Source organism: Flavobacterium solisilvae (assembly GCF_012911605.1).
GTDB classification, from domain to species: domain Bacteria; phylum Bacteroidota; class Bacteroidia; order Flavobacteriales; family Flavobacteriaceae; genus Flavobacterium; species Flavobacterium solisilvae.
Map to the genome: position 1 here is coordinate 388,886 of NZ_JAAMPT010000209.1, position 26,900 is coordinate 415,785.

Sequence of the window (26,900 nt, forward strand, 5' to 3'; positions counted from 1 at the left end):
AATTTTGAGTGGTTTTTTTTTGTCAATAGCATTTTTTATAAAAAAAAAGCCAAGATTTCTCTTGGCGCAAATTTAATATCTAAAATCTAATATTGAATATGTTATTCCTGCATTGTGTGATATACGTTCATCACATCCTCATCTTCTTCAATTTTTTCTAAAAGTTTTTCTACATCCGCAATTTGTTCTGGAGTTAACTCTTTTGTAATTTGAGGAATACGCTCAAAACCTGAAGATAAAATCTCAATGTTTCTATTTTCTAATTCTTTTTGAATAGAACCAAAGCTTTCAAACGGAGCATACATTACAATTCCATCTTCATCAGCAAAAATTTCTTCTACACCAAAATCAATCATTTCCAATTCAAGTTCTTCAACATCTTGACCTTCGGCTGGAATACGGAAATTACAAGTATGATCAAACATGAATTCAACCGAACCTTGCGTTCCCATTGTTCCGTTACATTTGTTGAAATAACTTCTAATGTTGGCAACAGTTCTATTGTTATTATCGGTAGCAGTTTCGATTAAAATCGCAATTCCGTGTGGTGCATAACCTTCAAAAAGTACTTCTTTAAAGTTAGCGGTATCTTTATCAGATGCTTTTTTAATGGCACGTTCTACGTTATCTTTCGGCATGTTTGCCGCTTTTGCGTTTTGGATAACTGCTCTAAGACGTGAGTTGGTTTCTGGATTTGCTCCACCTTCTTTCACCGCCATTACAATGTCTTTTCCAATACGTGTAAACGTTTTTGCCATTGCTGACCAACGTTTCATTTTACGTGCTTTTCTAAATTCAAATGCTCTTCCCATTTCTTATTTATTATTTCAAATAGTAATTTTATATACTATTTAAACCGTTTTTTTTAATTTTTCAGTGTGCAAAAATAAGGTAATATTATTGTATTGCCAATTTCTGTAAATTATTTTTAATTGGCTGGAACGTGTTTTGAAATGAAGTTGTCTCCAGTCGAATTCCAAGTGTTTACTACTGTACTTTTCTCTTGAAAATTAGCAGAATTCATTTTGTTATAATTTTCAATTTCTTTGTTAACTTGTTTTACCATTCCGTTATAACTATCGATTTCTTCTTTGGTTCGGTCTTTAGCCGATTTGTTTTCCATCGATTTTCTAGCATTTTCAAATTTTTCATTGAACATGTAGAAATCTACAATTTTTGGAACAAAGGTTTCGGCTTCTTTTTTGTAGAATTCCAAACATTTTTTGGTAGCTGTTAACATCGAACTATCATTAGAATAGGGTTGAATTGCTTTAATTTTTTCCAAACCTTCTTCGGCATATAGAAGCAAAGCACTTGCATTTTGTTGAATGGCACCTAAATCTTTCTTTTCAATAGCCAAAGATAAATTAAGATCAGTAATATTAGTTTTAAAGAATATTAAGTAAAGTGCTGTATGATAATCAAAAACCTTTCCCGAAATAGCTATTTTTTTTGACAATTCACTTTCTTGATTGGTAATGGTAATATTGTATTTTAGAGCAAATTCTTTAAAAGCCAATTCTGCTTTGTCATTTTCTTCGTCAATTTTTTTGTTGACTAAATCTCGCATCATTAAATAAGCTTCCATAGCATCATAAGATTGTTCAGCTACTTCTTGCATATTGATGATTTTGTCATATTCTTCGTTGATACTTTTTTCGCAAAAATCTAAATATTGAACAATTTTAGTTTGATATTCGGTATCGCCATTATAACCGTTTTTAATATCAGTAATTTTCTTTTTTGACGATTGAATACTTTTTATCAATTGCTTTCTTGTGGCATCGATTCTTCGAGCACTTTTAGAATGAGCAACTGCCGAAGTATATTTCCAGGTACTTTTAGCTATCAGTTCTTGTTCTTTGTTGATGAAAGTTAAAAAATCAACAGGTTTGCTAAACTCTTGTGAAAAACCACTCAAAGTACTTATAAAAAATAAGGCAAATACAATTTTTAGTTTCATGTTTTTAAGGTGTTAAATCGGTTAAAATATTTATGGCTTCAACTAGGGCAAAATTTTGTTTCAAAGCTTTACTTCTTGTGGCAGAAATAGTTTTTAGAAATTCGTCAAATTTTTGATACTCTAAGTCAATTTTATTTTGTTCAACTTGAATTGGATATTCTTTTTCGGAGTATGTTTTTACTTCGTTCCAAATCAAATTAATTTTAGAAACATCGTCAAAAACACTTTCAAATTGTAAAGTTATTGGCGGAAAACTACTTTCAAAATAAGGTTTAATTTGAGTGTTTAAGGTTTCAATTTCCTTGGTCTCAACGGAGTTTTGTAGTCGTTCTTTGCTTTTTTGAATAGCATTTGAATAGTTGTTATTCTTGAAAAGTTGGTATTTAAGTTTTATATCAATTTCATCATTTTTTAATGCCGAAGGATTGGTTTTTTCTCTAGGCATTTGCTCGTCAAGAAGCGTAGGAATTTCAACATCGGGAACTAAACCAATATATTGATTGCTTTTTCCAGTAATTCTATAAAATTTCTCTAAAGTAATTTTGACAAATTCATTTTCCGATTTTTGGATAGGAAAAACTTGTTGCATCGTTGCTTTGCCCAAAGTAGTGTTACCAACAATAATAGCGCGTTGATAATCTTGCATGGCGTTGGCAAATAATTCACTAGCCGAAGCCGATAAACCATTCACTAAAACTACCATATTTCCCGAAAAAATAGAACCACGATAGTAATCTTTCAGCACATTTCGTTTTTGGTTTTTGTCGTTCATTACCGCAACTGGTCCAATGTCGATAAACAAACCACTTAACAGAATTCCTTCTTCCAAAGAACCGCCACCATTATATTGTAAATCAATAATTAAACCGTCAATTTTTTCTTCATTAAGTTTAAATACTTCTTTGGCTACATCTTGACTAACGCTTGATTTTCCGTTATCGAAAGTGGCATAAAATGAAGGAATTTTGATGTAACCAAACTTTTTGTCACCATTTTTTAAAACAAAACTATATACATTATTTTGTACATCTTTTAGAACTTTTTTGCTCAAAGTGACGTTGTACACCAATCCGTTTACTTTTTTAAAAGTAAAATCAGCAAGTTTATAAGCATCTGAATTTAGTATTTCAAATAATTTCTCAACCGGAATACAATCCACTACATATTCGGTTTGATTATGAGTGATTTTCAGTAAAACATCATTTTTTTCTATTTTTTCAGAGAAATAAGCGGCACTTCCAGGTAAAATTTCGGCAACAATAAATTCATCGTTATTGTTTTGTGAAACATAAAATCCAAAGCTTAAATTATCCGAACTAATGAAAGAGAAAAAACTAGATTTACTTTTTTGTGAAAAATAATCGGAATGCGGATCAAAATAGGAGCAGAACACCGAGTAAAATTGCTCGGTAAATTCTTCTTTGGTCAAATGAAGATTGGTGGCTTTGCAGAGAAATTTTTCAAAAACCTTCGCTTTTCTTTCGGCATAAATCGATTTAAAATTAGCAGTAAGCGAGTCTTTATTGGTGCTACTTTCGCCAATTTCTCTTAAAATAGTAAACAGAATTCGCTTTCTGTAAAGCGTTTGTATTTCGGTTTCGTTTTTTAAATAAGGAAAACTTTTTCGAGATAACACAATATTCTCATTACTGCTTGAAGGAAAATTTTCAGTATTTAAAGTGGTAATGGCTTTGATATAACGTTCAACTACTTGATTGTACGTTTGATACATTACATCCAGAAAACTGCAATCTTTTGTTAGGATAAAATCATCAATTTGATACTTGAAATCTTTGAATTTTTCTAAATCGGCTTCAGTAAATAATCGATTGTTTTCGTCTAGTTTCGTCAAGAAATTGGTATAAACAAAAACTGATAAACTATCGTCAACCGGTTTTGGTTTATAATGCATTTTTTGAAGCATATCATTAATCCGAGATAGTGTTACGCAAGGATTTTGCTCACTTTGTGCAATGAGTAAAAATGGAGCAAATAGTAGGAGGAAAAGTATTTTTTTCAATGAAAAGTTTACTAGCTTGGTGTTCAAATTATTTTAGGTTAAGTACATTTCAAATATAATCTTTTCATTTATAAGAAAATATTTTTTTATTTTTTTTGATATACCAATAATAAGATAACCGTTTTACAACATTTTACTTTTTTTAAATAACTTGAAAAAGCATATATTTGATTGCTATGAAAAAAAATTATGAAAAAAATCTTTACCATTATTCTATTATTTACTTCTTTTTTTAGTTTTTCACAATCCAGAGATAAAGGAACTATCGAATTATCACCAGTTATTGGTTATAGTCAATCTATGGTTTTTATTTTCACATCAGAACCTGTTGGAGGTATAAATATAGGTTCCAATGTTGATTATTATTTTAATGAAAATTGGAGTTTTCGTTCAGGTCTGTTTTATCAAACAATGGGTTCAAAAGAGGTTAAATTTTTAATTTTTTCAGATGAATATTCAGAAAAACTTAAATATCTTACTATCCCGTTAGCCATTAATTGGCATTTTGGAAGTAATAAAAATTGGAATTTGAATTACGGAGTTAGTGGTGGTTTTCTTTTAGACGCAAAAGCCAAATCCGAAGATGGAATTACTATTGACACTAAAGATATTTCAAATTCATTTCAGTTTGGAATCAATGCTGGAATTGGTTACAAATTAACTCTTACCGAAAATATAGGACTTGTTTTTGATGTATCTCAATTTATTGGATTTACAGATACAAATAAGGAAAAGTCAAGAAAAAATTTCTACACAAGTTTTAATTTTGGCGGCGTTTTTAAACTATAATGTGTTTTATTCTAAAAAGGTTTAAAACAAAAAAATACAGAAAACGATAAACGGTTTCTGTATTTTTCATTATCATATCAATTCATTGACATTGTAATTTACCATTGCCATTGAATTTGCCATTGTTATTTTTTATAAAAAGGCATTTTTACCACTTTGGCAGCAATTTTTTTATCTCTAATTAGAATGAATATTTCGCTATCTACAGTTGAAAATTCTGTTTTTACATAACCCATTCCAATAGCTTTGCCTAGACTTGGCGCTTGCGTTCCCGAAGTTACAATCCCAATGTTGTTTCCATTAGCATCCACAATTTCATAATCGTGACGAGGAATTCCTCTTTCAACCATTTCAAAACCAACTAATTTTCTTGAAACACCAGCTTCTTTTTGCTTTTTCAGATTTTCAGAATTCGTAAATTCTTTCGTGAATTTAGTAATCCAACCTAAACCAGCTTCTAGTGGCGAAGTAGTATCATTGATGTCGTTTCCATACAAACAAAATCCCATTTCAAGACGTAATGTATCGCGAGCAGCTAGTCCAACAGGTTTAATCCCGAATGATTTTCCTGCTTCAAAGACTTGGTTCCAAACGTGTTCTACTTCTTCATTTTTGCAATAAATTTCAAATCCACCAGAACCAGTATAACCAGTTGCTGAAATGATTACATTTTCAATTCCGGCAAATGGTCCAACTTCAAAATGATAGTATTTGATAGCAGATAAATCTACTGAAGTTAATGATTGCATCGCTTCAATAGCTTTTGGACCTTGAATAGCAAGCAATGAATACTCTTCTGATAAATCGCGCATTTCTACGCCTAAATCATTATGAGATGAAATCCAATTCCAATCTTTTTCAATATTAGAAGCGTTTACCACCAATAAATATTGGTTTTCTTTCATCTTATAAATAATCAAATCGTCCACAATTCCGCCATCGTTATTAGGTAAGCAAGAATATTGCGCTTTGCCAATTTCAAGAACGGAAGCATCATTAGAAGTTACTTTTTGGATTAAAGCCAAAGCATTTTCCCCAGTAAGTAAAAATTCACCCATGTGTGAAACGTCAAAAACACCAACACCATTTCTAACCGTTTCGTGCTCGGCATTTACACCTTCATATTGAACCGGCATATTGTATCCCGCAAACGGAACCATTTTTGCACCAAGACTTTCGTGAACATGAGTTAAAGCTGTATTTTTCATTTTTTATTGTATTAAAGATTTACCACAAATTCGCAAATTATTGAAGCTTATAAATATTTTTAATTTGCGAATTTGCGGTTAATTTTTTTATGGTTGTTTTTTATTGAAGTTGATTTTTGAAATTGATTTTTGAGCTTGTCGAAGGATTATTTCCTAACAAACGGCGGCAATAATTTAGAAGAAACTTCTCCAAAACCAATACGAACCGAACTGTTTTGACAAAAACCTTTCATCGTCACCGTATCATTGTCGTTGATGAATTTACGTTCTGTTCCATCTGCCATTTTTATTGGATTTTTTCCACCCCAAGTTAGTTCCAGCATCGAACCAAAACTATCTTGCGTTGGACCAGAAATCGTTCCTGAACCCATCATATCACCAGAATTTACACGACAACCGTTTGAAGTGTGATGCGCTAATTGTTGCGACATTGACCAATACATATATTTGAAATTCGATTTCGAAACTAAAGTTGGTGCAACATTTTCTGGCTCGATATAAACTTCTAGATTAATGTCAAAAGCGTGTTTTCCTTTTTGTTGTAAATAGGGAAGTGGCATCGGTTCTTGAATTGGTCCTTTGCAACGGAAAGGTTCCAAAGCATCCATCGTTACAATCCATGGTGAAATAGAAGAAGCAAAGTTTTTAGCTAAAAATGGTCCAAGCGGAACATATTCCCATTTTTGAATATCTCGCGCACTCCAATCGTTCAATAAAACCATCCCGAAGATATAATCTTCTGCTTCGTTAACAGGAATATTTTCGCCCATGATATTAGCATCGGTTGTAATGAAAGCAGTTTCCAATTCAAAATCCACCAATCGTGACGGACCAAAAACCGGAGAAGTTTCGCCGTTTGGCAACGTTTGTCCCATTGGTCGATGAACCGGAATTCCCGATGGAATAATAGTAGAACTTCTTCCGTGATAACCTACCGGAATGTGCAACCAGTTAGGCAACAAAGCATTTTCGGGATCACGGAACATTTTTCCAACATTAGTGGCATGTTCTTTACTCGAATAAAAATCAGTATAATCGCCAATTAAAACAGGTAATTGCATTTCTACATCTTCCATTTTAAAGATAACAATTTCTCTGTGTTCGGCGTTATCTCGTAGTTTTGGATTGTTGATTTCAAAAATATCGCTGATGCGGTTACGAACCAATCGCCAAGTCTTTTTTCCGTCAGAAATAAAGTCGTTCAGCGTGTCTTGCATAAACATATCATCGGTTAATTCAATACCTTCAAAGTAGTTTAATTGTTGTAAAGCACCCAAATCGATGGCATAATCGCCAATTCTTGTGCCAATAGTAATTACGTCTTCTTTAGTTAAGAAAACACCAAAAGGAATATTTTGGATAGGAAAATCACTGTTTTCGGCTACATCTAGCCATGATTTTCTATTAGGATCGTTTGTTCTTGAAGGCATATCTGTGTTGATTTAGTTGTTGAAAAATTCGCAATCAAATATATCATTTACTATTAATTTAACAAACGATTTTCGTAATTTTGACCTGAATTTAACGAAATATATTGAAATGCAACGCGACGAACAAATTTTTGACCTAATTCTTGAAGAACAAGAAAGACAAATACAAGGAATTGAACTTATTGCTTCTGAGAACTTTGTAAGCGATCAAGTAATGGAAGCAGCTGGTTCTGTATTGACTAATAAATATGCCGAAGGTTATCCTGGCAAAAGATATTATGGCGGTTGTGAAGTAGTAGATGTAATTGAACAAATCGCAATCGATAGAGCAAAAGCTTTATTTGGTGCCGAATATGTAAACGTACAACCACATTCAGGTTCACAAGCCAATACCGCTGTTTTTGCAGCTTGTTTAAAACCGGGTGACAAAATCTTAGGTTTTGATTTATCGCATGGTGGACATTTAACACACGGTTCGCCTGTTAACTTTTCAGGAAAATTATACAATCCTGTTTTCTATGGTGTTGAACAAGAAACAGGACGTTTGAACTATGATAAAATTCAAGAAATAGCGACTAAAGAGCAACCAAAAATGATTATTGCTGGTGCTTCTGCTTATTCACGTGATATGGATTTTAAACGTTTCCGTGAAATTGCTGATAGTGTTGGCGCTTTGTTATTAGCCGATATTTCGCATCCTGCGGGATTAATTGCTAAAGGTTTATTGAATGATCCTATTCCACATTGTCATATTGTAACTACTACAACTCACAAAACACTGCGTGGACCAAGAGGCGGAATCATAATGATGGGTAAAGATTTTGAAAATCCTTGGGGTTTAACTACGTCAAAAGGAGAAATCAGAATGATGTCTCACGTTTTGGATATGTCAGTTTTTCCAGGAAATCAAGGCGGACCATTAGAACACATTATTGCGGCTAAAGCAGTAGCGTTTGGCGAAGCCTTGTCGGATGAGTTTTTTACGTATCAAATGCAAGTACAAAAAAATGCCAAAGCCATGGCAGCAGCTTTTGTAAAAAGAGGTTACAATATTATTTCTGGCGGAACAGACAATCACATGATGTTGATTGATTTGCGCAACAAAAATATTTCGGGTAAAGAAGCAGAAACCGCTTTAGGCAAAGCTGAAATCACCGTAAACAAAAACATGGTTCCATTTGACGATAAATCGCCATTTGTAACTTCAGGTATTCGTGTTGGAACTCCAGCAATCACAACTCGTGGATTGGTAGAAGCTGATATGGAAACCATTGTTGAGTTAATCGATAGAGTTTTGATGAATGCAACTAATGATGAACTATTAGAAGAAATTGCAGACGAAGTAAACGAAATGATGAGCGAAAGAGCCATTTTCGTTTATTAATCATTTTCTACAATAAATAAATTCAAACCTTCAAGAGTTCGCTTTTGGAGGTTTTTTATTTTACGATGATGTCGTATTTCTCCAACAAACCTTTCAATCCATCGGAAGAAAATATCGCTTTTTTGGCTTTGTTTTTCTCCAAATCTAGGGTATAGTCATAACTCGTGTAGAAATCCGCTTTGTTGAGAATAGTATCGATAAAAACTGTTCTTCTGAGGTTGCAATTGTCAAACAATACTTCGGTTAAATCACTTCCCATAAAGTCAACGGCTATCATACTACAATTGATGAACTGCATTTTCTTTAATTTCAAGGCATAAAACTGAGCGTAATCTAGCAAACAGTCTTTAAAGTGAAATTCAAAAATCACTTGATCGGTCATGGCAAAGTTCACGCTAGTAAAATCACATCGATTGAACCAAACACCACGTAAGGAAACATAATTAATCTTGGTGGCTTTAAAATTACAATCAAAGAAATTACAATCTACAAAAGTTACCGTTTGAAACGTACAATCCGTAAAATCACAATAGTGAAAAGTACAGTTTTCGAACTCTTTGTATTTTAAATCCGCATCCAGAAAAAACTCATCTTTATACTCGCGGTCAATTATATAATCTGAAGACATATATTTTTTTATTTTTTTTGTAAAACTAGTGAATTTAAAAGATTTAATTGTGTCGATAATTTGTCCCAAAAATCAACTTCAATCCCGAGACTTCAGGATAATCCGTAAAATCAGTATAATCTGTGGTTAAATCAAGTACATATTATAAAGAAAATGAGCTACTAACAATTGTTAATAAAAATTACTGCCAAAAATAAAAACGCATCAATTTCCAAATCCTGAAAATGCTACATTTGAATACCACCAAACATAGTAATTATGAGAATTGAAACCGAACTAAAACTAGGCTTTAAAGACGTTATGATACGTCCAAAACGTTCTACGCTAAACAGCCGAGCGCAAGTATCATTGGAACGCGAATTCAAATTCAAACACAGTACGCTAACTTGGACAGGAATTCCCATTATGGCAGCCAATATGGATACTGTTGGAACATTTGAAATGGCAGTAGCTTTGGCTAAGGAAAAACTGTTTTCCTGCATTCACAAACACTATTCGGTGGAAGAATGGAGCAGTTTTCTTCAAAAAGCACCAGCAGAAATCGTTAATTATATTGCGGTTAGTACAGGAACAGGAAAAGAAGATTTTAAGAAACTGGCCCAAATCATGGAACTCAATTCAGAGTTGAAATTCATCTGTATTGATGTGGCAAACGGCTATTCTGAACATTTTGTAAACTTCTTAAAACAAGCACGTAAGCAGTTCTCAGATAAAGTGATTATTGCAGGTAATGTGGTTACTGGTGAAATGGTAGAAGAGTTACTTTTGGAAGGTGCTGATATTGTAAAAGTTGGCATTGGTCCAGGTTCGGTTTGTACTACTAGAGTAAAAACAGGTGTTGGATATCCACAGCTTTCTGCCATAATCGAATGTGCCGATGCAGCTCACGGTTTAGGCGGACATATTATCAGCGATGGCGGTTGTGCCATTCCTGGCGATGTGGCTAAGGCATTTGGTGCTGGAGCCGATTTTGTAATGCTTGGCGGAATGCTAGCCGGACATACCGAAAGCGGTGGCGAATTGATAGAAGAAAACGGTAAAAAGTACAAACAATTCTACGGCATGAGCTCTGAAACAGCCATGAAAAAGCACGTTGGTGGCGTAGCAGAATATCGAGCCAGCGAAGGCAAGACAGTAAAAGTAGCTTTTAAAGGCGATGTTATCGATACGTTGCAAGACATTTTGGGTGGATTACGAAGTACTTGTACGTATGTTGGAGCATCCAAACTAAAAGAACTCACTAAGCGAACCACATTTATCCGCGTAACCGAACAAGAAAACACGGTTTTTGGAAAGCTGTGAGTAAAACACAAATTTCACAAATTTTCACAAATCAATTTGATTATCAGTATAAAAAAAAACAATTTGCGAATTCGTGGTAAATAAAATTTCACTATAGCATGTCAACCGAAACCAATTTCTTTAAATTCTGTCCCAATTGCGCCAGCACCAACTTCACTTACGACAATAACTTCAAGTTCCATTGTCAAGATTGCGATTTTGTATTGTATCACAACATTGCTGCTGCGGTTGCCGTTATTTTTACTTTTGAAGATAAAATACTTTTCACGGTTAGAAATGTAAATCCCGACAAAGGAAAACTCGATTTACCTGGCGGATTTATCGATCCAAATGAAACTGCCGAAGAAGCAGCGTGTCGAGAAATTAAAGAAGAATTAGGATTAACCATTACTTCAGATAATTTATCTTATGTAACCACATTTCCAAATAATTATATCTATAGAAATGTTGCCTATAGAACGATGGATATTTTCTATGAATGTGCTTTAAAAGGTGAAAGCATAGCCATTGCTGCTCAAGATGAAATTCAAGAATTGGTTTGGATTAAACGAGATGAAATTGATTTGAATAATATTGGGTTTATATCAATACGAAATGTGATTAAATCAAAATATATTTAATTAAACAGTTGGTTTATCGTTTATTTTTATTTGTTTTTTTTAGTAAATAAGCATTTGTTTGATAATAGGTTATAGTTTCATCCACTAGTTTTTGATTTAAAACTTTGCGTGGTATTTCTTCATAAACCGATTGAAATTCAGGTTTTAGATTGGTTTTTGGTTTTATTTTTAGGTCAAATTGTTTTATTTTTTTTACTGGAGAAATAATAGTTAGTATGTCATTTTTTACTAAGCCTAAATCTTGATAAGTTGCTATAAATGCTCGCGGAATATAGTTTTCATGATAAATATCTTGACCATAGAATGAACTTTTATAGTTAAAGTTCAAAAACCCCATTACAGTAGGCATCAGGTCAATTTGCGACATTATTTTGTTTTCATGCTTTTGTGGTAAAAAATCGGGAGCATAAACTAAAGCTGGTATTCTGTATTTTTCCAGTGGTAATTCAGTTTTTCCAGAACTCGAAGCACAGTGATCTGCTACGATAACAAAGACAGTATTTTTAAACCACGATTGTTTTTCTGCCATGACAAAAAACTGTGATAAGGCGTAATCGGTATATTTTACACCGCCATCGCGGGATTTTGCTTTTGGATCTAAATCAATTTTTCCTTCTGGAAATGTAAAAGGACGATGATTACTAACAGTCATAATATGATTAAAAAAAGGTTTTCCTGCCTTTGCTTCTTTGTTCATTTCTGAAATAGCCTTTTTATACATATCTTCATCACAAACTCCCCAAATATTCTCAAATGTGATTTCGCTTGGTAGAAAACTCTTTTTGTCAACGATTTCATATCCGTTTCCTCCAAAAAAGGATTCCATATTATCGAAGTAAGCATCGCCTCCATAGAAGAATTTTACGGTATATCCTTTTTGTTTAAAAACACTTCCAGTTGAAAACTTATTTTTATTATCGGTTCGTTTAATAACACTTTCTGCTGCACTTGGTGGTAAGCAAAGAGTAACGGCTTCAAGCCCGCGAACGGTTCTATTTCCTGTAGCATATAAATTAGTAAACTGATAACTTTTGGTAGCCAATTTATTTAAAAAAGGAGTTAATTGTTTTTTATCGCCATACTCAGAAAGAAAGTCTGCACTCAGGCTTTCTATGGTAATTAAAACTACATTTTTTTTAATTTCTGGGTTATTGCTTTTTATATTTCTGGTAACGGAATAATCTTTGGTATTTTTAATTTCTTGATGTAGTAAAGCAAAAGCCTTTTCGTTAGAAAGTGTTGGGTAGAACTCTTTAAAATCCAATTCGTTAGTTTGAAATGCTTTTACAAATTTATATACTCCATTAGATTGAATTTCGTTGACAAACGTATTGTTGGAACTCTCAAGCTTAACCAAAAAAGGAATACTAAATCCAGAGAAAATAAGCAACAGAAGATAGATAAAAGCGCTAGTCAACTTCTCTTTAAAAGGAGGCAGATTATCTAAAAAAGCTTTGGTTTTATTGACCAAGAAAAAGGTCAATAAAAAAACAAGTAACCCAATTCCAACTGACAATCCAGCAATAGGATATGACTCGGCTATATTGCCAAGCACAGTATTGGTATATATTAAATAGTCAACAGCTATAAAATTATAGCGAACTCCAAACTCATTCCAAAAGAAAAATTCACTAACAAAATTTAAGACAATAATTAAAACAAACAAGAATAGTGTAAACGAAAATAAAATTAATCTAATTTGTTTTCTATAGCGAGGTAGAAAAAGTAATAATCCAAATAATATTGTCTTTATGCTTATAAAAGCAATACCAATTTCGGGTAATACACCACCATATTCATGTAAAATTGTATTACCTAGTATCAAATAGATTAGTAACGCTAGAAAACAACTAAATATAATGTAGCCATAAGGTTTTTCCAGTTTAGTATTTGATAAAAAGAGGAGATATAACCATAGAAAAACACTAGCAATGCTATAAACCAAAACATCAAAACAGCTACCTAAGAGTAAAATTTTTAGTATTTCTGCTACGGTAAAATTACTCTGTGTTATAGGATGAAATAAAAGGACAAACCGCAAGAGTAATGAAAGTAATACATAAATAAATCCTAACCAGATGATAGGAGATTTTCTTGAAAAATAAATCATTTCATTTTTTTTATAAAAGTAAATAAAATAGGTTTTTCATTTTATAAAAAAGACAGTAGATTAATTATAAATAAGAGGTTTAGGTTGCTCTAAATTATTACATTAAAAAAGAAAGTTTTTATATTCTGTTTGACTTAAAAATCATCATCGTCATCATTTAGAAAATCATTGATGTCAAAATCATCATCATTATACGTTTCATCTTCACTTGGCGGAATAGCACCTGGCGGATTAAACAATCCCCATTCATCCCAGTAGTGATTGTTGGGATCAAAACTAGCAACCCATTCGATAAACAGAAGTCTGAATTCGTCTATTTCTTTGCGAATTAGCTTCACATATTCGACTTCTTTAAAACTTTTATGAAAGCGCAAACTACCCACTTGCACATACAAATGCATAGCATGATCTCTAATAATAGCTGCATTTTGCATTCGGATGCTGTACAGATTGCCACCTTCAGCACCTGCTATTTTTGCAGAAATAATCATAGCATCATCTCGCATCATGTGCTTAGTGGCTTGAAGATAATCATCCTCTTCGGGTATTGAGGCAAGAAGACTTTCTACCAAGGAATAGATTTGTTCCGATTTTTTATAAATAGGCAACTCCCGACTTTTATCTAATGACATAGTAATTTGAATTGATGTAAATATAAAAATACTTTTTTAATGTAAAAATGATATTAGAAGGCTATTTGACATAATGTATTCATACATTCTTCATACAGTAAGTAGGGAGAAGATAGGGAGAAGATGTAAAGGAGTAAATCAGGAGTTTGATTTTACTATATTTACATTGATGATTTTTGATGAATTTGTCACCAAAAAGATTTTGAGTAGGTAAATAAAATAGGGGAGAAGTCTATAATTTTCTAATACCAAATTATTGTTCTGTTAAAATTGATTTTCTAACAAAAGGATTGCCGTAATTTTGTGCAAAGAGCCAAAATAAATGTCAAAAAATATTCCAATTTCACTGCTTGAATTAGCTATTGTTACTCAAGGAAGTACTACTTCAGAAACACTTACCAAAACCAAAGAATTAGCCCAATTAGCCGATAGTTTGGAGTATAACAGATTTTGGTTGGCAGAACATCATAATATGCAACACGTAGCAAGTTCGGCTACCGTAGTCTTGATAAGTTATATTGCTAGTCAAACGAAAAAAATCAGAGTTGGATCAGGAGGAATTATGTTGCCCAATCATTCGCCATTGATCATTGCAGAACAATTTGGAACGTTAGAAACGCTTTTTCCCAACCGCATTGATTTAGGATTAGGTCGCGCTCCAGGAACAGATACGTTAACAGCACAAGCAATTCGAAAAGATTTTTTTGACGAAGCACAGCAGTTTCCTAAAAATGTTAGTGTATTGCAAACTTATTTTTCTAATGAAAACAGCAGTTCACCGGTAAGAGCTTTTCCTGGCGAAGGTGTAGAAGTGCCCATTTGGATATTAGGTTCAAGTATGGATAGTGCCGCTTTAGCAGCAGCTTATGGTTTGCCGTATGCTTTTGCGGGACATTTTGCTCCAAAACAAATGGTTCAAGCCTTTGAGTTTTACAGAGAAAATTTTGAACCATCAGAAGTACTTTCTTCACCAAAAACAATGGCTTGTGTCAATGTAATTGCTGCTGATACTAACGAAGAAGCAAAAGTCTTGTCAACCAGTTTGTATCAAATGTTTCTGGGTTTGATACGAAACAACCGCCAACCATTACAACCTCCAGTAGCTACTTTGGATGGCGCTATGAATGAAGCAGAATTATTTCATGTTAATCAAATGACGGCTTGCTCTTTTATAGGAGATAAAAATCATTTAATTATAGAGTTAAATAAGTTTATCGAATACACTAAAATCGATGAATTGATGATTACCAGCCCGATTTATAATCACGAAGACAAACTTAAAAGTTTGAAAATTAGTAGCGAAGTTATACAAACCATCAACGAAAGGTAATTTGTTTAACCCTCGCAGGGTTCCAGGGAGTTGGAAGTTAGAATTTAGAAGTTTGAAATTGAAATTGAATTTGAACTTGAACTTGATTTTTGAACTTGATTTTTGAACTTGATTTTTGAATTTGATTTTTGAACTTGAACGATTAAAGAAAATGGCAATTTTAAACCGAAGAAATGAGTACCAAAAATCAAAATTATCAACAAATCAAAAAAATCTTTTATCTTTGAATTAGTAACTAAATACTCTCTTAGCAAAAGTCCAATTTAGTTTGAAGACGTACAGGTTCTCCAATTAAAAATAACTCTTCCTTTGATAAAGAGCTTACATATTTTTTATTTTTTCCTATGTATTCAGAACTTGAATTATGAAAAGCTTCTTCAGCTAATGCTTTAGTTTCAAACGATTTAAAAACCGCACCATCAAAACCATTTGTTTGCGCTTTACAATCTTCCCATGAATTGAAAATACCAGTTTCTCTTCCTTTCCAGACTACATAATATTTTGGTTTTTTCGCCATTACAATGAAAAATAATATTCTTTAATCTTTTTTGATATTAACTTTTTCCTCATTACCAAAAATCCTTGATAATCGTCTATTACTAATTTCCACGATTTTAACATGATTTTTTGGTCTACGGAGTATTTCTTTTATCTATAACTTGAATTGTTATTTAACCCTTTCAAAATCAAATCTTTTACAATTCCAAACATCATTGCATTAAAATCCTCTTTAGCTTCCATATTGTCTGTAATGAGTTTATAGAAATCAAAATTGGTTGTTACATGTTTTAATAATTCTTTCTGTCCAATCTGATCACTAGTGATTCGGGCATTTTGCTCATCTGAAAATTTAAATGAATTTATTAACTCACTATTTTTAGCAACATCTTGAGCAATATTTTCCACCATTTTTCGAACTTTATCAGCATCTTCGAATTGAGTGCCATATCTCTCATTAAAATTTTGCAAAATATTTGATAGTTTATCAATTTCAGAATCAAAAATTCCACCACGCATTTCAGTTGGAATAGGTTTTAAATCTTCTCCTTGTTCTAATATTATGTTAGTAGTAGCTTCCAATTGAAGCCTGTAACTGTCCATATCAATATTATTAAGCATACCGACTGTAAAGTCTGGAGATGCTTCTGTACCTAATTTATGTTGCAAGTGATTCAAGAAAATATATAATCTTTCAAGATATACATTTTCAAATTCAACAATTTGGGATAAGAATATGTATAATCGAACAAAGGTTTTTGTTTTTGCTCTAAAATCATTTTGCTCTTCTTCATTTAAATCATTTTTAAATGCATGAGAACATATATCCAAAATTGAATGTAATTGGTCGACAGGAACGTTTGATAAAATCTTTTCTGAGAATTCTTCCACTTGCTCTCTGCTGTAAACTTGAAAATTATCTAAAGCATCTTGTAAATCAAATAATTTATTTGGGTCTGTTGCTTCACCTAGAATTGTTCCTTCAAAATAGGGTTTGAAAGCTTTCTCAATCTCTTCGGATGTGTTAGCAAAGTCTAAAACAAAAGTGTCTTTTTTCATTGGATGACTTCTGTTTAATCTTGATAAAGTTTGCACAGCATTTACTCCACCTAACTTTTTATCAACATACATAGTATGTAACAAAGGTTGGTCAAATCCAGTTTGATATTTATTAGCAACTATTAAAAAACGATACTCATTTTTTTCAAATTCTTTTGGAATTGAAGCGCTTGGAAAACCATTTAATTGAGATTCTGTTTGTTTGTCAATTTCACCAGAGAATGCTACAATGGCTTTATAAGGACTATTTATTTTTTTTAAATGATTATCGAAAGCTGTTTTATATTTTACTGCATTGGCTCTTGAACTTGTCACTAACATCGCCTTTGCTAATCCACCAATTCGTTTTTTACGAATTACATTTTCTATAAAATGGTCAATCATTAAAATCGATTTCTTTTTGATAGCATGTTCATGGCTTTCTACATAAGCTTTCAATTTCTTTTGCGCTTTCTTTTTATCGTATTCTGGGTCGTCTTCAATTTTCTTTAATAAAGCATAGAAACTTTGATAGGTAGTATAATTTAATAATACATCTTCAATAAATTTTTCTTCAATAGCTTGTTTCATAGAGTATAAATGACAAGCTTTAAATTTTGTTTTATCTCCTTCTTGATAAGGCAATCCGAAAAGTTCTAGTGTTTTATTTTTTGGTGTAGCTGTAAACGCAAAATAGCTTGCATTAGTCATCATCTTCATCGAACGAATAACCATAGTTACCAAATCTTCGTTGGTGATTGTATCTCCAGTTTCATCTATTACTTCATCGTCTTCATCAGTAACAATATTGTTTTGAGATAACGTTTGATTTAGTTTTCTAATTATTTGACCACTTGCACTACTGTGAGCTTCATCTATTATAATAGCAAAGTTATTGCCAGGCAAGTTGCCTATATCTTCAACAATATGTGGAAATTTTTGAATAGTAGTGATGATAATCTTTTTGCCTTCTTCAAGCGCTTCTTTAAGCTGCTTGCTACCTTCAGTTATGGCTTCAACAAGTCCTTTCACTTGCTGAAATTGCTTTATATTATCTCTAATTTGTTTATCTAATACTTTACGATCTGTAACAACCACAACAGTATCAAATATTAAATTGCTACCAGTTTTGTCGTGTAAACCTGTTAGTTGATGCGCTAACCATGAAATAGAGTTTGATTTACCTGAACCTGCCGAATGTTGTATTAAATATTTTTGACCAGCACCTTTTTCTTGAGCATCTTTTAATAGTTCTCTAACAACGTCTAATTGATGGTATCTAGGGAATATTAGTTTTTTATCTTTTTTTACTTTAATCTTATTGTGCTCATCTACATATTCTTTTTCTTCTGTGATAAGTTGGCAAAAGTTTTGAATAATATTGGTTAAACTATTTTTAGTTAAAATGCTTTTCCACAAATAATCCGTTTTTATGCCTTCTTTGTTTATAGGATTTCCAGCACCGTTTTCGTTTCCTTTATTGAAAGGTAAAAAATAGGACTTTTGACCTTTTAAATGAGTACACATCCACACTTCTTCTGTATCAACGGCAAAGTTTACGAGCAATCTACCTAATCTAAATAATTCCTCGTTTGGGTCTCGGTCTTCTTTAAATTGTTTAATGGCGTGTTCAACATTTTGTTTGGTCAATTCATTTTTTAGCTCAAATGAAACTAACGGAATTCCATTAACAAAAATCATCATATCCAGTGACTTTTTGTTGTTTGGTGAAAAATACACCTGGCGCATTATTGAAAAGATATTGGATTGAAATAGGGTATAAGTATTAACATTATAATTAGATACTGGTTGGTCATAAAATAAATCCAAATGAGTATCTGTAAAACCATCTTTAATGCCTTTTCGCAATACCTCTATGATACCTTTAGCTTGTATTTGGTCGTTAAGGCGTTTTAGTATTTTTTGTTGGTATAACTCTTTATGATATTGCTTTAGCTTAGCTACTTGTTTAGGTTGTGTTTTTTCCAAAAACTCGAATAACAACTCACTATCCATACAATTGACATTGTCATAGACTTTGTTTTCACGAAGTACATAATTGTTTTGCTCAACTAGATATTGAGTAATGTGAGCTTCAAGTCCTTTTTCGGTAGTGTCTGTACTCATATTTACATTGTTTTTATTAAATATTTTTGAAATATGCTAATCATTTCAATTCTATGCTTTTCGCATAATTTCCAATTCCATGTTTCATTATCAAAAATTATAGCAGATTTAAGAGAGTCTAATCTTTTCTTTTCGTGAAAAGTAGTTTTTTTCTCTTTAAAAGTCTTGTTACTATATTCTGAATTCATACCAACAGATAATAAAACTAAATTTCCAAAATCATCCAATTTTGTTTTTCTTACTTCATCGGAATCAATGGGATCAAAAACTTTATTAGTATCATAATTTTGAGGATTTTGTGGTGAAATATGTTCAACAGAATTCTTTTTTGTCATCCTATAATTTTGCCACTCTACACCTTTTTTATCACTTAATTCATGCCATAAAATAAATTCTAGTTTATAAAACCAATAACTCCAATAGTTAGTTCCCTCGGCTTTTTCTAGTACTTCAATTTTTGGCTTAAATGTTTTTAAATCATTATCTATAAGCTTCCAACTTCTTGATTTTAAATCACCTTTGTATTCACTGCAAAACATTTGATTATCTAGTTTTTTGAGGTAATTATATAATTCTTCATAGCTATCTGTACTTCGCATTTTATATAAAAATGGTGTTAACCAGTAATGCGTAATTATTTGTTGTGAATGATACAACATACTTTGTAAAAGAGCAAAACCTTCATTTTTTATTAATTCTCTGCGTTGTAATGTGTTTTTGTTTAAATAAAGTCTCTTTATTAAATGGTGTTCTTCATTATCTTTCTCAACCCATTTTATCACGAATTTATCAAACTTAATTCTTATTTCTAACAACAACAAAATAAAATTTTCTACATCTTTTTTATTTGAATATTCTTCAAAAAATGATTCAAAAATTTCAATCAGTTTTTTTTCATTTATTTCCACAATATTTTCGCTGTCTTCTTCATTATCATATACAAATATTCTTAAGACATGTAATAAAAGCATCGGAAAAGATATTATACTTCTAACTTTACCCGAATCATATTTTATTTCGTCATCATCTTTTTTTATTTCTATTAGTTTATCATTTAATATTTCTAGTAAATGTATATTTTCAAATGTTAACTCAGAATTATTTACTCGGTTAATAATATCAATTGTTAAACCAACTTCTTTTGCGTCAATATTTTCTTTGTCAACATCTATTTCTTTTAATGTTAAATCACGCCATTTTAAACCACTTAATTCTTTAATATTTTTTTCAAAATACTCATCCATTATGGCACAAGCATCCCAAATTTTGGCATATTTATTTTTGTCTTCATCATCAATAAACTCAAGCATTTTTGCTTTAAGAATTTCATGATGTTGTAGTTGAACACCTCTGTTATTTAAAACTTCAAATAGTCTGTTTTCATCAATTTCAGGAGGCATTTCAGTTATTATAAAACGGACTTGATTGTAAATGAAATTTGAAAAATCTTTTTTCTCATCTTCGGTTTTATCTTTTAAAAAATCATTTATTTCACTTTCGGCATCTTTAACTCCTTTTAACTGCCCTTTTTCTTCTTTAGAGAATTTAGTAAACTCATTAGGGTTATCAAAATAATGATTTGCAAAATCTCTAATTGCGAAAGAAACTCTTTTTTGTTTATTATCTTTCGAAACTTGATATACAAAATTTGACAACTCATTTTTCAATACATTACCAATAAGCCATAATGTAGTAAAACGTTGTTGACCATCTATTAAATCATATTTATTATTGTTTTTAGCAATCATAATACCACCCAAATAATAGTCTTCTTCTTTTGTTGAAGCTCTCCAAAGATCTTCTAACAGTGTAGAAATTTGATCGCTACCCCAAACATACAATCTTTGGTAAATAGGGATATTGAATAACAAATTATTTTTTACAATATCTTCTAAACAAACCAGATTAGATTTAATTGGTAAATTATTATTTATAATCTTTGACTCTATCATTAATCCAGTTTTTCTTGTTTGTTAAGTTGCTCTCAATTCCTTTTAGGTAATAATTCAGTATAGCTTTTTTATATCTTTCTTTTACGCGATGTTGAGTTTTGAATTCAATTACAACCTTTTCTGTTTTGTAAATCTCGTTATCAGTTATTTTTTCAATAAAATGAAAAACTTCGTCGGGCTGATAGGAGTGTAGAATTATGTCTAATAAGTTTTGACTCTCATCTCTAATTATTTTTACAGGAGTCAACTCGACAATGCTGTCAAGTTTAATTCTATAGGAACCGATTAAAAAGTCTAGCCAAAGTGCAAAAGGGTAAAGTTGATATTCTTCATATTTGTCATAATAGGTTGTTATGGAAAGTTTGAATAACATTTTCAAATAATCTGATACATCTGCATTCAAATAAACTTTTTCATAAAAATCTTGAAACAAGCCTATTTCAGAATCTATGTTGTGGTTTGTTTCAAATAGATTATTATAAACTTCAACATATTTTTCTGTATATAGAAAAAAACCAATGCCTTTTTCTATCGGTTGTCTTAATTCTAATGGAAAATCAATTGCTTTTGTTTGTAAAGATATTGGTAGTGTTTGGAGTGTAATTCCACTATATTCATTGAATTCTAATGATTTTGCAATTCTATTTTTTTTATTGCTATAGATGTTTATTCTATTTTTAATTTCTGGTTTTTGAGTTTTCTCTTGAAATTCATTTAGGAGCATATCATTATTTTCATAACGAACATCTCTGCCTTTCCACATTCTGCTACGCCATAAAATTTGATGGTATAATAAATTCAAAAATTGATTTTGATTATTATAATCCCATTTTTTTGCAAAAATTTCTTGTTTTCCAAGTTCTTCTTTTAATTCTCGTAAATGATATGACTTTAGATAATCAACAGCACTTAATTTTATACCTCTATGATTCTGTGTGTCAAAAAAAGTAAAAGCATCATCTTGATTCTCTGTTATTACAACTGAAACAACAAGTTTTGAAAAAATGTCTAACCATTTTTTATCTTTTAAATTATTTTTTTCTTGAATTAAAAAATCCTTGTTTTTTATAATATTATTTTGTGAAATAGGTGAATTGAAAATGAAATTAATTAAATCTGATTTAGTTTTTAATAAACTATTAGACTTGTTAGTAACGTAATCTATAATTAGCAAAGTGGTCAACCGCTGTTGTCCATCAATAACTTCGTAAGTGTTTTTATCTTTTTTATAGAACAAAATACTTCCCAGATAATAATAAATTTCTTGGGCATTTTCTTTGTAAAAACTTTCTATGTCATTTATTAAACTTTCAACTTTTTTAATATCCCAAACATAAGCTCTTTGGTAGTCAGGTATAGAAATGGTATAATTCTTTTCAAATGAAAATAAATCTTTGATTGTGCATGTGCCCGCTAAAATTGAATTCAAATTTCCCATTCTAATTATTTACAACAACCCACTTCTTTTTCCAAAAACAGGTTGCAATTGATCCCAAATTTGTTGCTCTATTAATTCTACTACAATTCTTTCTGTTTTAGATAACTTGTATGTTTTTATTCTAATGGTATAATTCAAATTATTATCCCATTTAGAGAGATGCATAGCATACGTTCTAACACTTTTCTTTACACCCAAATGGTCTTTCAATCGACTTTTAAAATTACTTGTTGAACTACCTACATACAAAGTTGCTGAATCTCTTTTATTATCTTTTGAATGATTTAATCGATTTTCGTTCTTTGTTTTTGTTTTATTTAGTTTACTAAATGATTCAAATGCTTTTAATAACTTTTTTCTCTTTTCAGTATCTGTAAGTTCAATAACATAAATTATTGGAGTATCATTTTTACATAAGAATGATGTAGCTTTTTCAAAAGATACCATTGTTCTAAACTCACTTGATGTTAACTCAAAATCTTGAAAAGCTTCTATCTCAACAGTGTCAAGTTGCTCAGTTAATAATAACAATGATCGCTTAGACTTTTCTAGTATTACTTTTGTATTGATTTCCATATTTATTCCATTTCCATTCCCTCACCATCCTCCGCAACCATATCCATTTCTTCTTCAACATCTTCATACACCAAATCGTCTTCCTCCAAAACAGGTACTTTATAATCTCTAACATCTATTTTACCTGTTACCGCCTCGGCAATCAATGCCGTGCGGTATTCTTGAACCAAAGCAATTTCTTTTTCGATAGTAGCAATGGCTTTGTTGAGTTTTTCAGTTTCTTTTTCGATGTGTTCAACTATTGCTTTTTGCTCATTAAATTCTGGAACTAAAACAAGAAAATCCTTTAGGACAGGTAGTCTGACACTATCTACTGTAGATTTAGCATTATAAATCATTAATTCATTTTTTAGAAATTTTTGTAAAAAATAAAACAAAAACTTGGCGTGGATTAACTTTGAAAAATTATAAAAAAGATATACTCTTTGATGATAATCACACTTTCCATTTATGTAATGGAATACTTTGCCAACTCCAACACCATCACCTGCCGTTAATATTCCTTCGCCATCAAATGAATATGAATTTATTTTTGCTATTTTCTGTGACCTTACAAAAAAATCATAAAGCCCATTTTCAACTTTATCCTCTGTATTTTTATTACCTGTTGTTATCCTTGATAAATATCTTAATTTGACAATTTTCCAATGCTCAGGAATATCACCCAACCATTCAATACCACTCGGTTTCATTTTTGCACTGGCATCCAAACCTTTTGTAACAGCTTGATTGATAATGCCTGCTTTTTGTTCGTTAAGTAGTTGTATCAATTGTTTTTTCTTTCGGATAAAACGGTCTATTTTGGCGGTTTTGTAGTCAAGGAAATCGGCTATAGTGGTTTGTTCATCTGTACTTGGAATTGATAAAAAGAAATTCCCTAAAATTGTTCTACTTACTCTTTTCATCGTTGCTCCTCTTGATTCCAATGCCGTACTTTCTTGGTATCTTTTTGAGTTCATCAAATAAACAAAGTACTTTCTATTGTATTCAATATCAAGTCTGCATATTACTACATCTACTGAAACAATCAAAGGTTTATCAAATTTAGGAGCTAAACAACATCTTCCAATCGGCATGTTTAGTCTTGAAATCAAAATGTCATTTTCAAGAGCTTCTGTACAATTTAATCTTTTGAAAGTTTCAAATGTTATTTGACCAGATCCTTTTTCTTTATATTTCCCTTCTCTTATATTACCTGTAGTAATATATTTAACATCACTTCCATTAATATCATTACTTTCAATCCAATCACCATCAACAAATAATGATTCTGGACTTTTAAATAAAGATTTTAACTTTCTTATTTCCCAATGTTCAGGAATTTCTCCCAACCAAGAAACTCCCGAAGGTTTATATTTTGTATATGGTTTTATGTTTTCCATTACGCAATAATTTCTTTTAATAAACCATCGGTTTCTTGCTCTAACAAAACAATGTCTTTGGCTATTTCGCTCAAAGCGCGTAACCCTTCGTATTGGTAAAAGTATTTGTTAAAAGCTATTTCATAACCCACTTTCATTTTGGTTTTATCGTACCAAGCATCAGGAGCAAAAGGCAATACTTCTCGTTTAAAATAGGCTTCAATGCTTTCTTTAATCGGCACATTTTCAATGTCTTTCAAACTACTATCGGCTTTTACTTTGCCTTTGTTGTCTTTTATTATTTTTCCGTTTTCGTCTTTTTCGGGTTGGTTTACGGTTATTTGGTAAAAACCAAAATCTTCATTATCAAATATTTTTGAGTATTCGTTTTCTTCAAAAGCAAAATACAAATCTTGTATGGCTTCAATATTTTCTGATGTCAGTTCGTTACGCTTACTTCCTAATGATTTCCTCATTTTTCTGTAAAAAGCATCCGAAGAAGCGTTGATTAATTGTACTTTTCCTTTGCGTTTGGCTTCTTTTACATTGGTTACAAACCACACATAAGTGGCAATACCGGTGTTGTAAAAAATATCATTAGGCAATTGTACAATACATTCGAGCATATCATTTTCAATAATGTATTGACGAATACCACTTTCGCCACTACCAGCGTCGCCAGTAAATAATGCCGAACCGTTATGCACCGAAGCAATGCGGCTACCGCCATCTTTAGGGTCTTTCATTTTAGAAAGCATGTGGAGCATAAACATCAATTGTCCGTCGTTACTTCTTGAGGTCAAACACGTTTTTTCTAAATCGCCTTTAAAATTCTTAATAGGTAAATTAAATCGAGTGTCGTTTATCTCTATTTTTTTGCCTGTACCAACGTTCAAGTTGTCAATATCTTGTTTCCAAGTCGTACCATAAGGCGGATTGGTCAACATAAAATTGAACTTCAAATCATTGTCAAAACCATATTCACTCAAGGTTGAACCAAACTTAATTTTGTCGGGATCTTCGCCTTTCAACAGCATATCCGATTTGCAAGTGGCATACATTTCACCAGTATTTTCTTGTCCGTACAAATGGAACGTGGCTTTTGATTTAATTTCACCTTCTGGATTGGTTGCAAATAGCTTCGACTGCGTCAACATCGCACCCGAACCCGCACATGGATCATACACTAAAAAAGTACCTTGTTGTATTTTATCTTTTACAGGCAAATACACCAAATGCGTCATCAATTCTATAATTTCTCTTGGTGTAAAGTGTCGCCCAGCAGCAGCATTGGTTTTTTCATTAAAACGTCTGATTAAATCTTCAAACATATAACCCATTGCCATTGGCGAAATCTTCTCTGGACTTAACTCTAATTTAGGATTACAGAATTTCTCTAATAATGAAAAAGTAATTCCAGTATCTTCAAAAGTTTGTAATTGATTTCTAAATTTGAATTTAGTAATAATATCTTGAACGTTTTCAGAAAAACCATTCAAGTAATCTAAAAAGTTAGCATCAATATTTTTAGGGTCAGCCAACAACTTCTTCATAGTGTAAGGAGAAGTGTTGTAAAATGCCAATCCTGTTCCGTGTTGTTCACTAGTCAATAAGCCCGAAAGATTATCAATTTTGTTTTTAAATTCATCAAAAGTTTTTAATGTTTTATCTTTTGTAGGTTCTAATGCCAAGTCCAAACGGCGTAAAACGGTCATTGGTAGTATTACGTCTTGATACTGATTTTCAAGGAATTTATTAATTAAAACATCATCGGCAACCGACCAAATGAAGTTGATAATGGGTTGTAAACTTTGTGTATTAAGGCTCATTTATGTTTTTTAGTTTAAAGGGTTTTTCAAAACCTACCAAAAATAAACTATTTTGACAATTTATCGCTACGTAGTTTTACTGATTTTTACCAAATTTAAAATAAACAAATCAAACTGTTTTACGGATTTCCGTAATAATAGTTTTTTTTGTGTAAGCTAAACACCTTTTTGAATAGGAGAGAAGCTTTTTGTTCATTCTAATGCGCCAAATGTAAACCATACAATAATATCAAAACAGGGGGTTTTTACCCTATTTTCAAAAAAATAGTAAAAAAAACAATAGCTCCAGTTAATTAATACAATTTGCGAAAAAAAAATCCTTCAATCTTTCCATCCTTCCATCCCCAAGTCCTTCCATCCTTCAATCCAAAAATAATTTGTGCTAATTCGTGCAATTTGTGGCAAAACCACGAGCAAAGCGATCAATTAAATGCCCTCTATGCCTTATATGGTAAAAAATCTTCGCGCTTCAGCGTCTTTGCGAGAAAAAAAATCCATCAGTCTTTCCATCCTCAAATCCCTCAATCTTTCAATCCTCCAATCCCCAAGTCCTTCCATCCCCAAGTCCTTCAATCCTTCAATACAAAAATAATTTGTGCTAATTCGTGCAATTTGTGGCAAAAAAATCACCCTTTCTCATTCCCCCGCATTGTCATTCCAGCGCA

The 26,900-nt window shown here is 31.6% G+C and carries 20 protein-coding genes; 5 read left to right on the forward strand and 15 right to left on the reverse strand.

Annotation, left to right across the window (positions count from 1 at the left end):
- Positions 1-101 precede the first annotated feature (101 nt).
- The 3 genes from G6042_RS14075 to G6042_RS14085 all read right to left on the reverse strand — a co-directional run bounded on the left by G6042_RS14075 (position 102) and on the right by G6042_RS14085 (position 3,887).
- A complete protein-coding gene (locus tag G6042_RS14075) occupies positions 102-812 on the reverse strand; it encodes a YebC/PmpR family DNA-binding transcriptional regulator (RefSeq protein ID WP_169525077.1) in 711 nt (236 codons plus the stop codon).
- Positions 813-928: 116 nt separating this feature from the next.
- Positions 929-1,963: a hypothetical protein gene (locus G6042_RS14080; RefSeq protein WP_169525078.1), complete on the reverse strand. Its 1,035-nt coding sequence runs from the start codon at positions 1,961-1,963 to the stop codon at positions 929-931.
- Between the two features lie 4 nt (positions 1,964-1,967).
- The gene (locus tag G6042_RS14085; protein WP_262887317.1) at positions 1,968-3,887 is read right to left on the reverse strand and encodes a S41 family peptidase; all 1,920 of its coding nucleotides are present in this window, start codon (positions 3,885-3,887) and stop codon (positions 1,968-1,970) included.
- Positions 3,888-4,172: 285 nt separating this feature from the next.
- Here G6042_RS14085 and G6042_RS14090 point away from each other — a divergent pair, with 285 nt between their 5' ends.
- Complete coding sequence (locus G6042_RS14090; RefSeq protein ID WP_169525080.1) at positions 4,173-4,772, forward strand: outer membrane beta-barrel protein; 600 nt, start codon at positions 4,173-4,175, stop codon at positions 4,770-4,772.
- A 125-nt stretch (positions 4,773-4,897) separates the two neighbouring features.
- Here the strand turns inward: G6042_RS14090 and gcvT are convergent, their stop codons facing one another.
- Together gcvT and fahA are read right to left on the reverse strand one after the other, a co-directional pair.
- Positions 4,898-5,980 carry a glycine cleavage system aminomethyltransferase GcvT gene (gene gcvT, locus G6042_RS14095; protein WP_169525081.1) on the reverse strand — a complete coding sequence of 361 codons (1,083 nt, stop codon included), beginning with the start codon at positions 5,978-5,980 and terminating at the stop codon, positions 4,898-4,900.
- A gap of 146 nt (positions 5,981-6,126) precedes the next feature.
- A complete protein-coding gene (gene fahA, locus G6042_RS14100; protein WP_169525082.1) occupies positions 6,127-7,410 on the reverse strand; it encodes a fumarylacetoacetase in 1,284 nt (427 codons plus the stop codon).
- 109 nt (positions 7,411-7,519) lie between these two features.
- On the opposite strand from fahA, the gene glyA reads away from it, so the two are divergent.
- Positions 7,520-8,794: a serine hydroxymethyltransferase gene (gene glyA, locus G6042_RS14105; protein WP_169525083.1), complete on the forward strand. Its 1,275-nt coding sequence runs from the start codon at positions 7,520-7,522 to the stop codon at positions 8,792-8,794.
- Between the two features lie 55 nt (positions 8,795-8,849).
- On the opposite strand, the gene G6042_RS14110 is transcribed toward glyA, so the two are convergent.
- Positions 8,850-9,422, reverse strand: a complete 573-nt coding sequence (locus G6042_RS14110; protein ID WP_169525084.1) for a pentapeptide repeat-containing protein — start codon at positions 9,420-9,422, stop codon at positions 8,850-8,852.
- Positions 9,423-9,680: 258 nt separating this feature from the next.
- Between G6042_RS14110 and G6042_RS14115 the strand changes: the two genes are divergently transcribed.
- Entirely contained in the window at positions 9,681-10,724 is a 1,044-nt protein-coding gene (locus G6042_RS14115) for a GMP reductase (protein WP_169525085.1), read from the forward strand.
- A gap of 98 nt (positions 10,725-10,822) precedes the next feature.
- Positions 10,823-11,344 carry an NUDIX hydrolase gene (locus tag G6042_RS14120; protein WP_169525086.1) on the forward strand — a complete coding sequence of 174 codons (522 nt, stop codon included), beginning with the start codon at positions 10,823-10,825 and terminating at the stop codon, positions 11,342-11,344.
- A gap of 13 nt (positions 11,345-11,357) precedes the next feature.
- Here G6042_RS14120 and G6042_RS14125 read toward each other — a convergent pair whose 3' ends face one another.
- Both G6042_RS14125 and G6042_RS14130 read right to left on the reverse strand, forming a co-directional pair.
- Positions 11,358-13,454 carry an LTA synthase family protein gene (locus G6042_RS14125; protein WP_169525087.1) on the reverse strand — a complete coding sequence of 699 codons (2,097 nt, stop codon included), beginning with the start codon at positions 13,452-13,454 and terminating at the stop codon, positions 11,358-11,360.
- 134 nt (positions 13,455-13,588) lie between these two features.
- Entirely contained in the window at positions 13,589-14,086 is a 498-nt protein-coding gene (locus G6042_RS14130; RefSeq protein WP_235933322.1) for a hypothetical protein, read from the reverse strand.
- A gap of 322 nt (positions 14,087-14,408) precedes the next feature.
- Here G6042_RS14130 and G6042_RS14135 point away from each other — a divergent pair, with 322 nt between their 5' ends.
- Positions 14,409-15,416: an LLM class flavin-dependent oxidoreductase gene (locus G6042_RS14135; protein ID WP_169525088.1), complete on the forward strand. Its 1,008-nt coding sequence runs from the start codon at positions 14,409-14,411 to the stop codon at positions 15,414-15,416.
- A 247-nt stretch (positions 15,417-15,663) separates the two neighbouring features.
- Here the strand turns inward: G6042_RS14135 and G6042_RS14140 are convergent, their stop codons facing one another.
- The 7 genes from G6042_RS14140 to G6042_RS14170 all read right to left on the reverse strand — a co-directional run bounded on the left by G6042_RS14140 (position 15,664) and on the right by G6042_RS14170 (position 26,235).
- Positions 15,664-15,933 carry an RNase H1/viroplasmin domain-containing protein gene (locus G6042_RS14140; RefSeq protein WP_169525089.1) on the reverse strand — a complete coding sequence of 90 codons (270 nt, stop codon included), beginning with the start codon at positions 15,931-15,933 and terminating at the stop codon, positions 15,664-15,666.
- Positions 15,934-16,064: 131 nt separating this feature from the next.
- Positions 16,065-18,968: a type I restriction endonuclease subunit R gene (locus G6042_RS14145; protein WP_235933324.1), complete on the reverse strand. Its 2,904-nt coding sequence runs from the start codon at positions 18,966-18,968 to the stop codon at positions 16,065-16,067.
- A 113-nt stretch (positions 18,969-19,081) separates the two neighbouring features.
- Positions 19,082-21,031 (reverse strand): DUF262 domain-containing protein, encoded by a 1,950-nt coding sequence (locus G6042_RS14150; protein ID WP_169525091.1) that lies wholly within the window; start codon positions 21,029-21,031, stop codon positions 19,082-19,084.
- Complete coding sequence (locus tag G6042_RS14155; RefSeq protein WP_169525092.1) at positions 21,006-22,469, reverse strand: DUF262 domain-containing protein; 1,464 nt, start codon at positions 22,467-22,469, stop codon at positions 21,006-21,008. Before G6042_RS14155 ends, G6042_RS14150 begins: the two co-directional genes overlap by 26 nt.
- Before the next feature lie 9 nt (positions 22,470-22,478).
- Positions 22,479-23,045: a hypothetical protein gene (locus tag G6042_RS14160; protein WP_169525093.1), complete on the reverse strand. Its 567-nt coding sequence runs from the start codon at positions 23,043-23,045 to the stop codon at positions 22,479-22,481.
- Positions 23,046-23,047: 2 nt separating this feature from the next.
- Complete coding sequence (locus G6042_RS14165) at positions 23,048-24,427, reverse strand: restriction endonuclease subunit S (protein ID WP_169525094.1); 1,380 nt, start codon at positions 24,425-24,427, stop codon at positions 23,048-23,050.
- A complete protein-coding gene (locus G6042_RS14170; protein ID WP_169525095.1) occupies positions 24,427-26,235 on the reverse strand; it encodes a type I restriction-modification system subunit M in 1,809 nt (602 codons plus the stop codon). Before G6042_RS14170 ends, G6042_RS14165 begins: the two co-directional genes overlap by 1 nt.
- Positions 26,236-26,900 lie beyond the last annotated feature (665 nt).

Bases quoted from the DNA above. Each gene is read 5' to 3' on its own strand.
- G6042_RS14075 (WP_169525077.1), bottom strand. From the start codon at position 812: ATGGGAAGAGCATTTGAATTTAGAAAAGCACGTAAAATGAAACGTTGG.
- G6042_RS14080 (WP_169525078.1), bottom strand. From the start codon at position 1,963: ATGAAACTAAAAATTGTATTTGCCTTATTTTTTATAAGTACTTTGAGT.
- G6042_RS14085 (WP_262887317.1), bottom strand. From the start codon at position 3,887: ATGCTTCAAAAAATGCATTATAAACCAAAACCGGTTGACGATAGTTTA.
- G6042_RS14090 (WP_169525080.1), top strand. From the start codon at position 4,173: ATGAAAAAAATCTTTACCATTATTCTATTATTTACTTCTTTTTTTAGT.
- gcvT (WP_169525081.1), bottom strand. From the start codon at position 5,980: ATGAAAAATACAGCTTTAACTCATGTTCACGAAAGTCTTGGTGCAAAA.
- fahA (WP_169525082.1), bottom strand. From the start codon at position 7,410: ATGCCTTCAAGAACAAACGATCCTAATAGAAAATCATGGCTAGATGTA.
- glyA (WP_169525083.1), top strand. From the start codon at position 7,520: ATGCAACGCGACGAACAAATTTTTGACCTAATTCTTGAAGAACAAGAA.
- G6042_RS14110 (WP_169525084.1), bottom strand. From the start codon at position 9,422: ATGTCTTCAGATTATATAATTGACCGCGAGTATAAAGATGAGTTTTTT.
- G6042_RS14115 (WP_169525085.1), top strand. From the start codon at position 9,681: ATGAGAATTGAAACCGAACTAAAACTAGGCTTTAAAGACGTTATGATA.
- G6042_RS14120 (WP_169525086.1), top strand. From the start codon at position 10,823: ATGTCAACCGAAACCAATTTCTTTAAATTCTGTCCCAATTGCGCCAGC.
- G6042_RS14125 (WP_169525087.1), bottom strand. From the start codon at position 13,454: ATGATTTATTTTTCAAGAAAATCTCCTATCATCTGGTTAGGATTTATT.
- G6042_RS14130 (WP_235933322.1), bottom strand. From the start codon at position 14,086: ATGTCATTAGATAAAAGTCGGGAGTTGCCTATTTATAAAAAATCGGAA.
- G6042_RS14135 (WP_169525088.1), top strand. From the start codon at position 14,409: ATGTCAAAAAATATTCCAATTTCACTGCTTGAATTAGCTATTGTTACT.
- G6042_RS14140 (WP_169525089.1), bottom strand. From the start codon at position 15,933: ATGGCGAAAAAACCAAAATATTATGTAGTCTGGAAAGGAAGAGAAACT.
- G6042_RS14145 (WP_235933324.1), bottom strand. From the start codon at position 18,968: ATGGATAGTGAGTTGTTATTCGAGTTTTTGGAAAAAACACAACCTAAA.
- G6042_RS14150 (WP_169525091.1), bottom strand. From the start codon at position 21,031: ATGATAGAGTCAAAGATTATAAATAATAATTTACCAATTAAATCTAAT.
- G6042_RS14155 (WP_169525092.1), bottom strand. From the start codon at position 22,469: ATGGGAAATTTGAATTCAATTTTAGCGGGCACATGCACAATCAAAGAT.
- G6042_RS14160 (WP_169525093.1), bottom strand. From the start codon at position 23,045: ATGGAAATCAATACAAAAGTAATACTAGAAAAGTCTAAGCGATCATTG.
- G6042_RS14165 (WP_169525094.1), bottom strand. From the start codon at position 24,427: ATGGAAAACATAAAACCATATACAAAATATAAACCTTCGGGAGTTTCT.
- G6042_RS14170 (WP_169525095.1), bottom strand. From the start codon at position 26,235: ATGAGCCTTAATACACAAAGTTTACAACCCATTATCAACTTCATTTGG.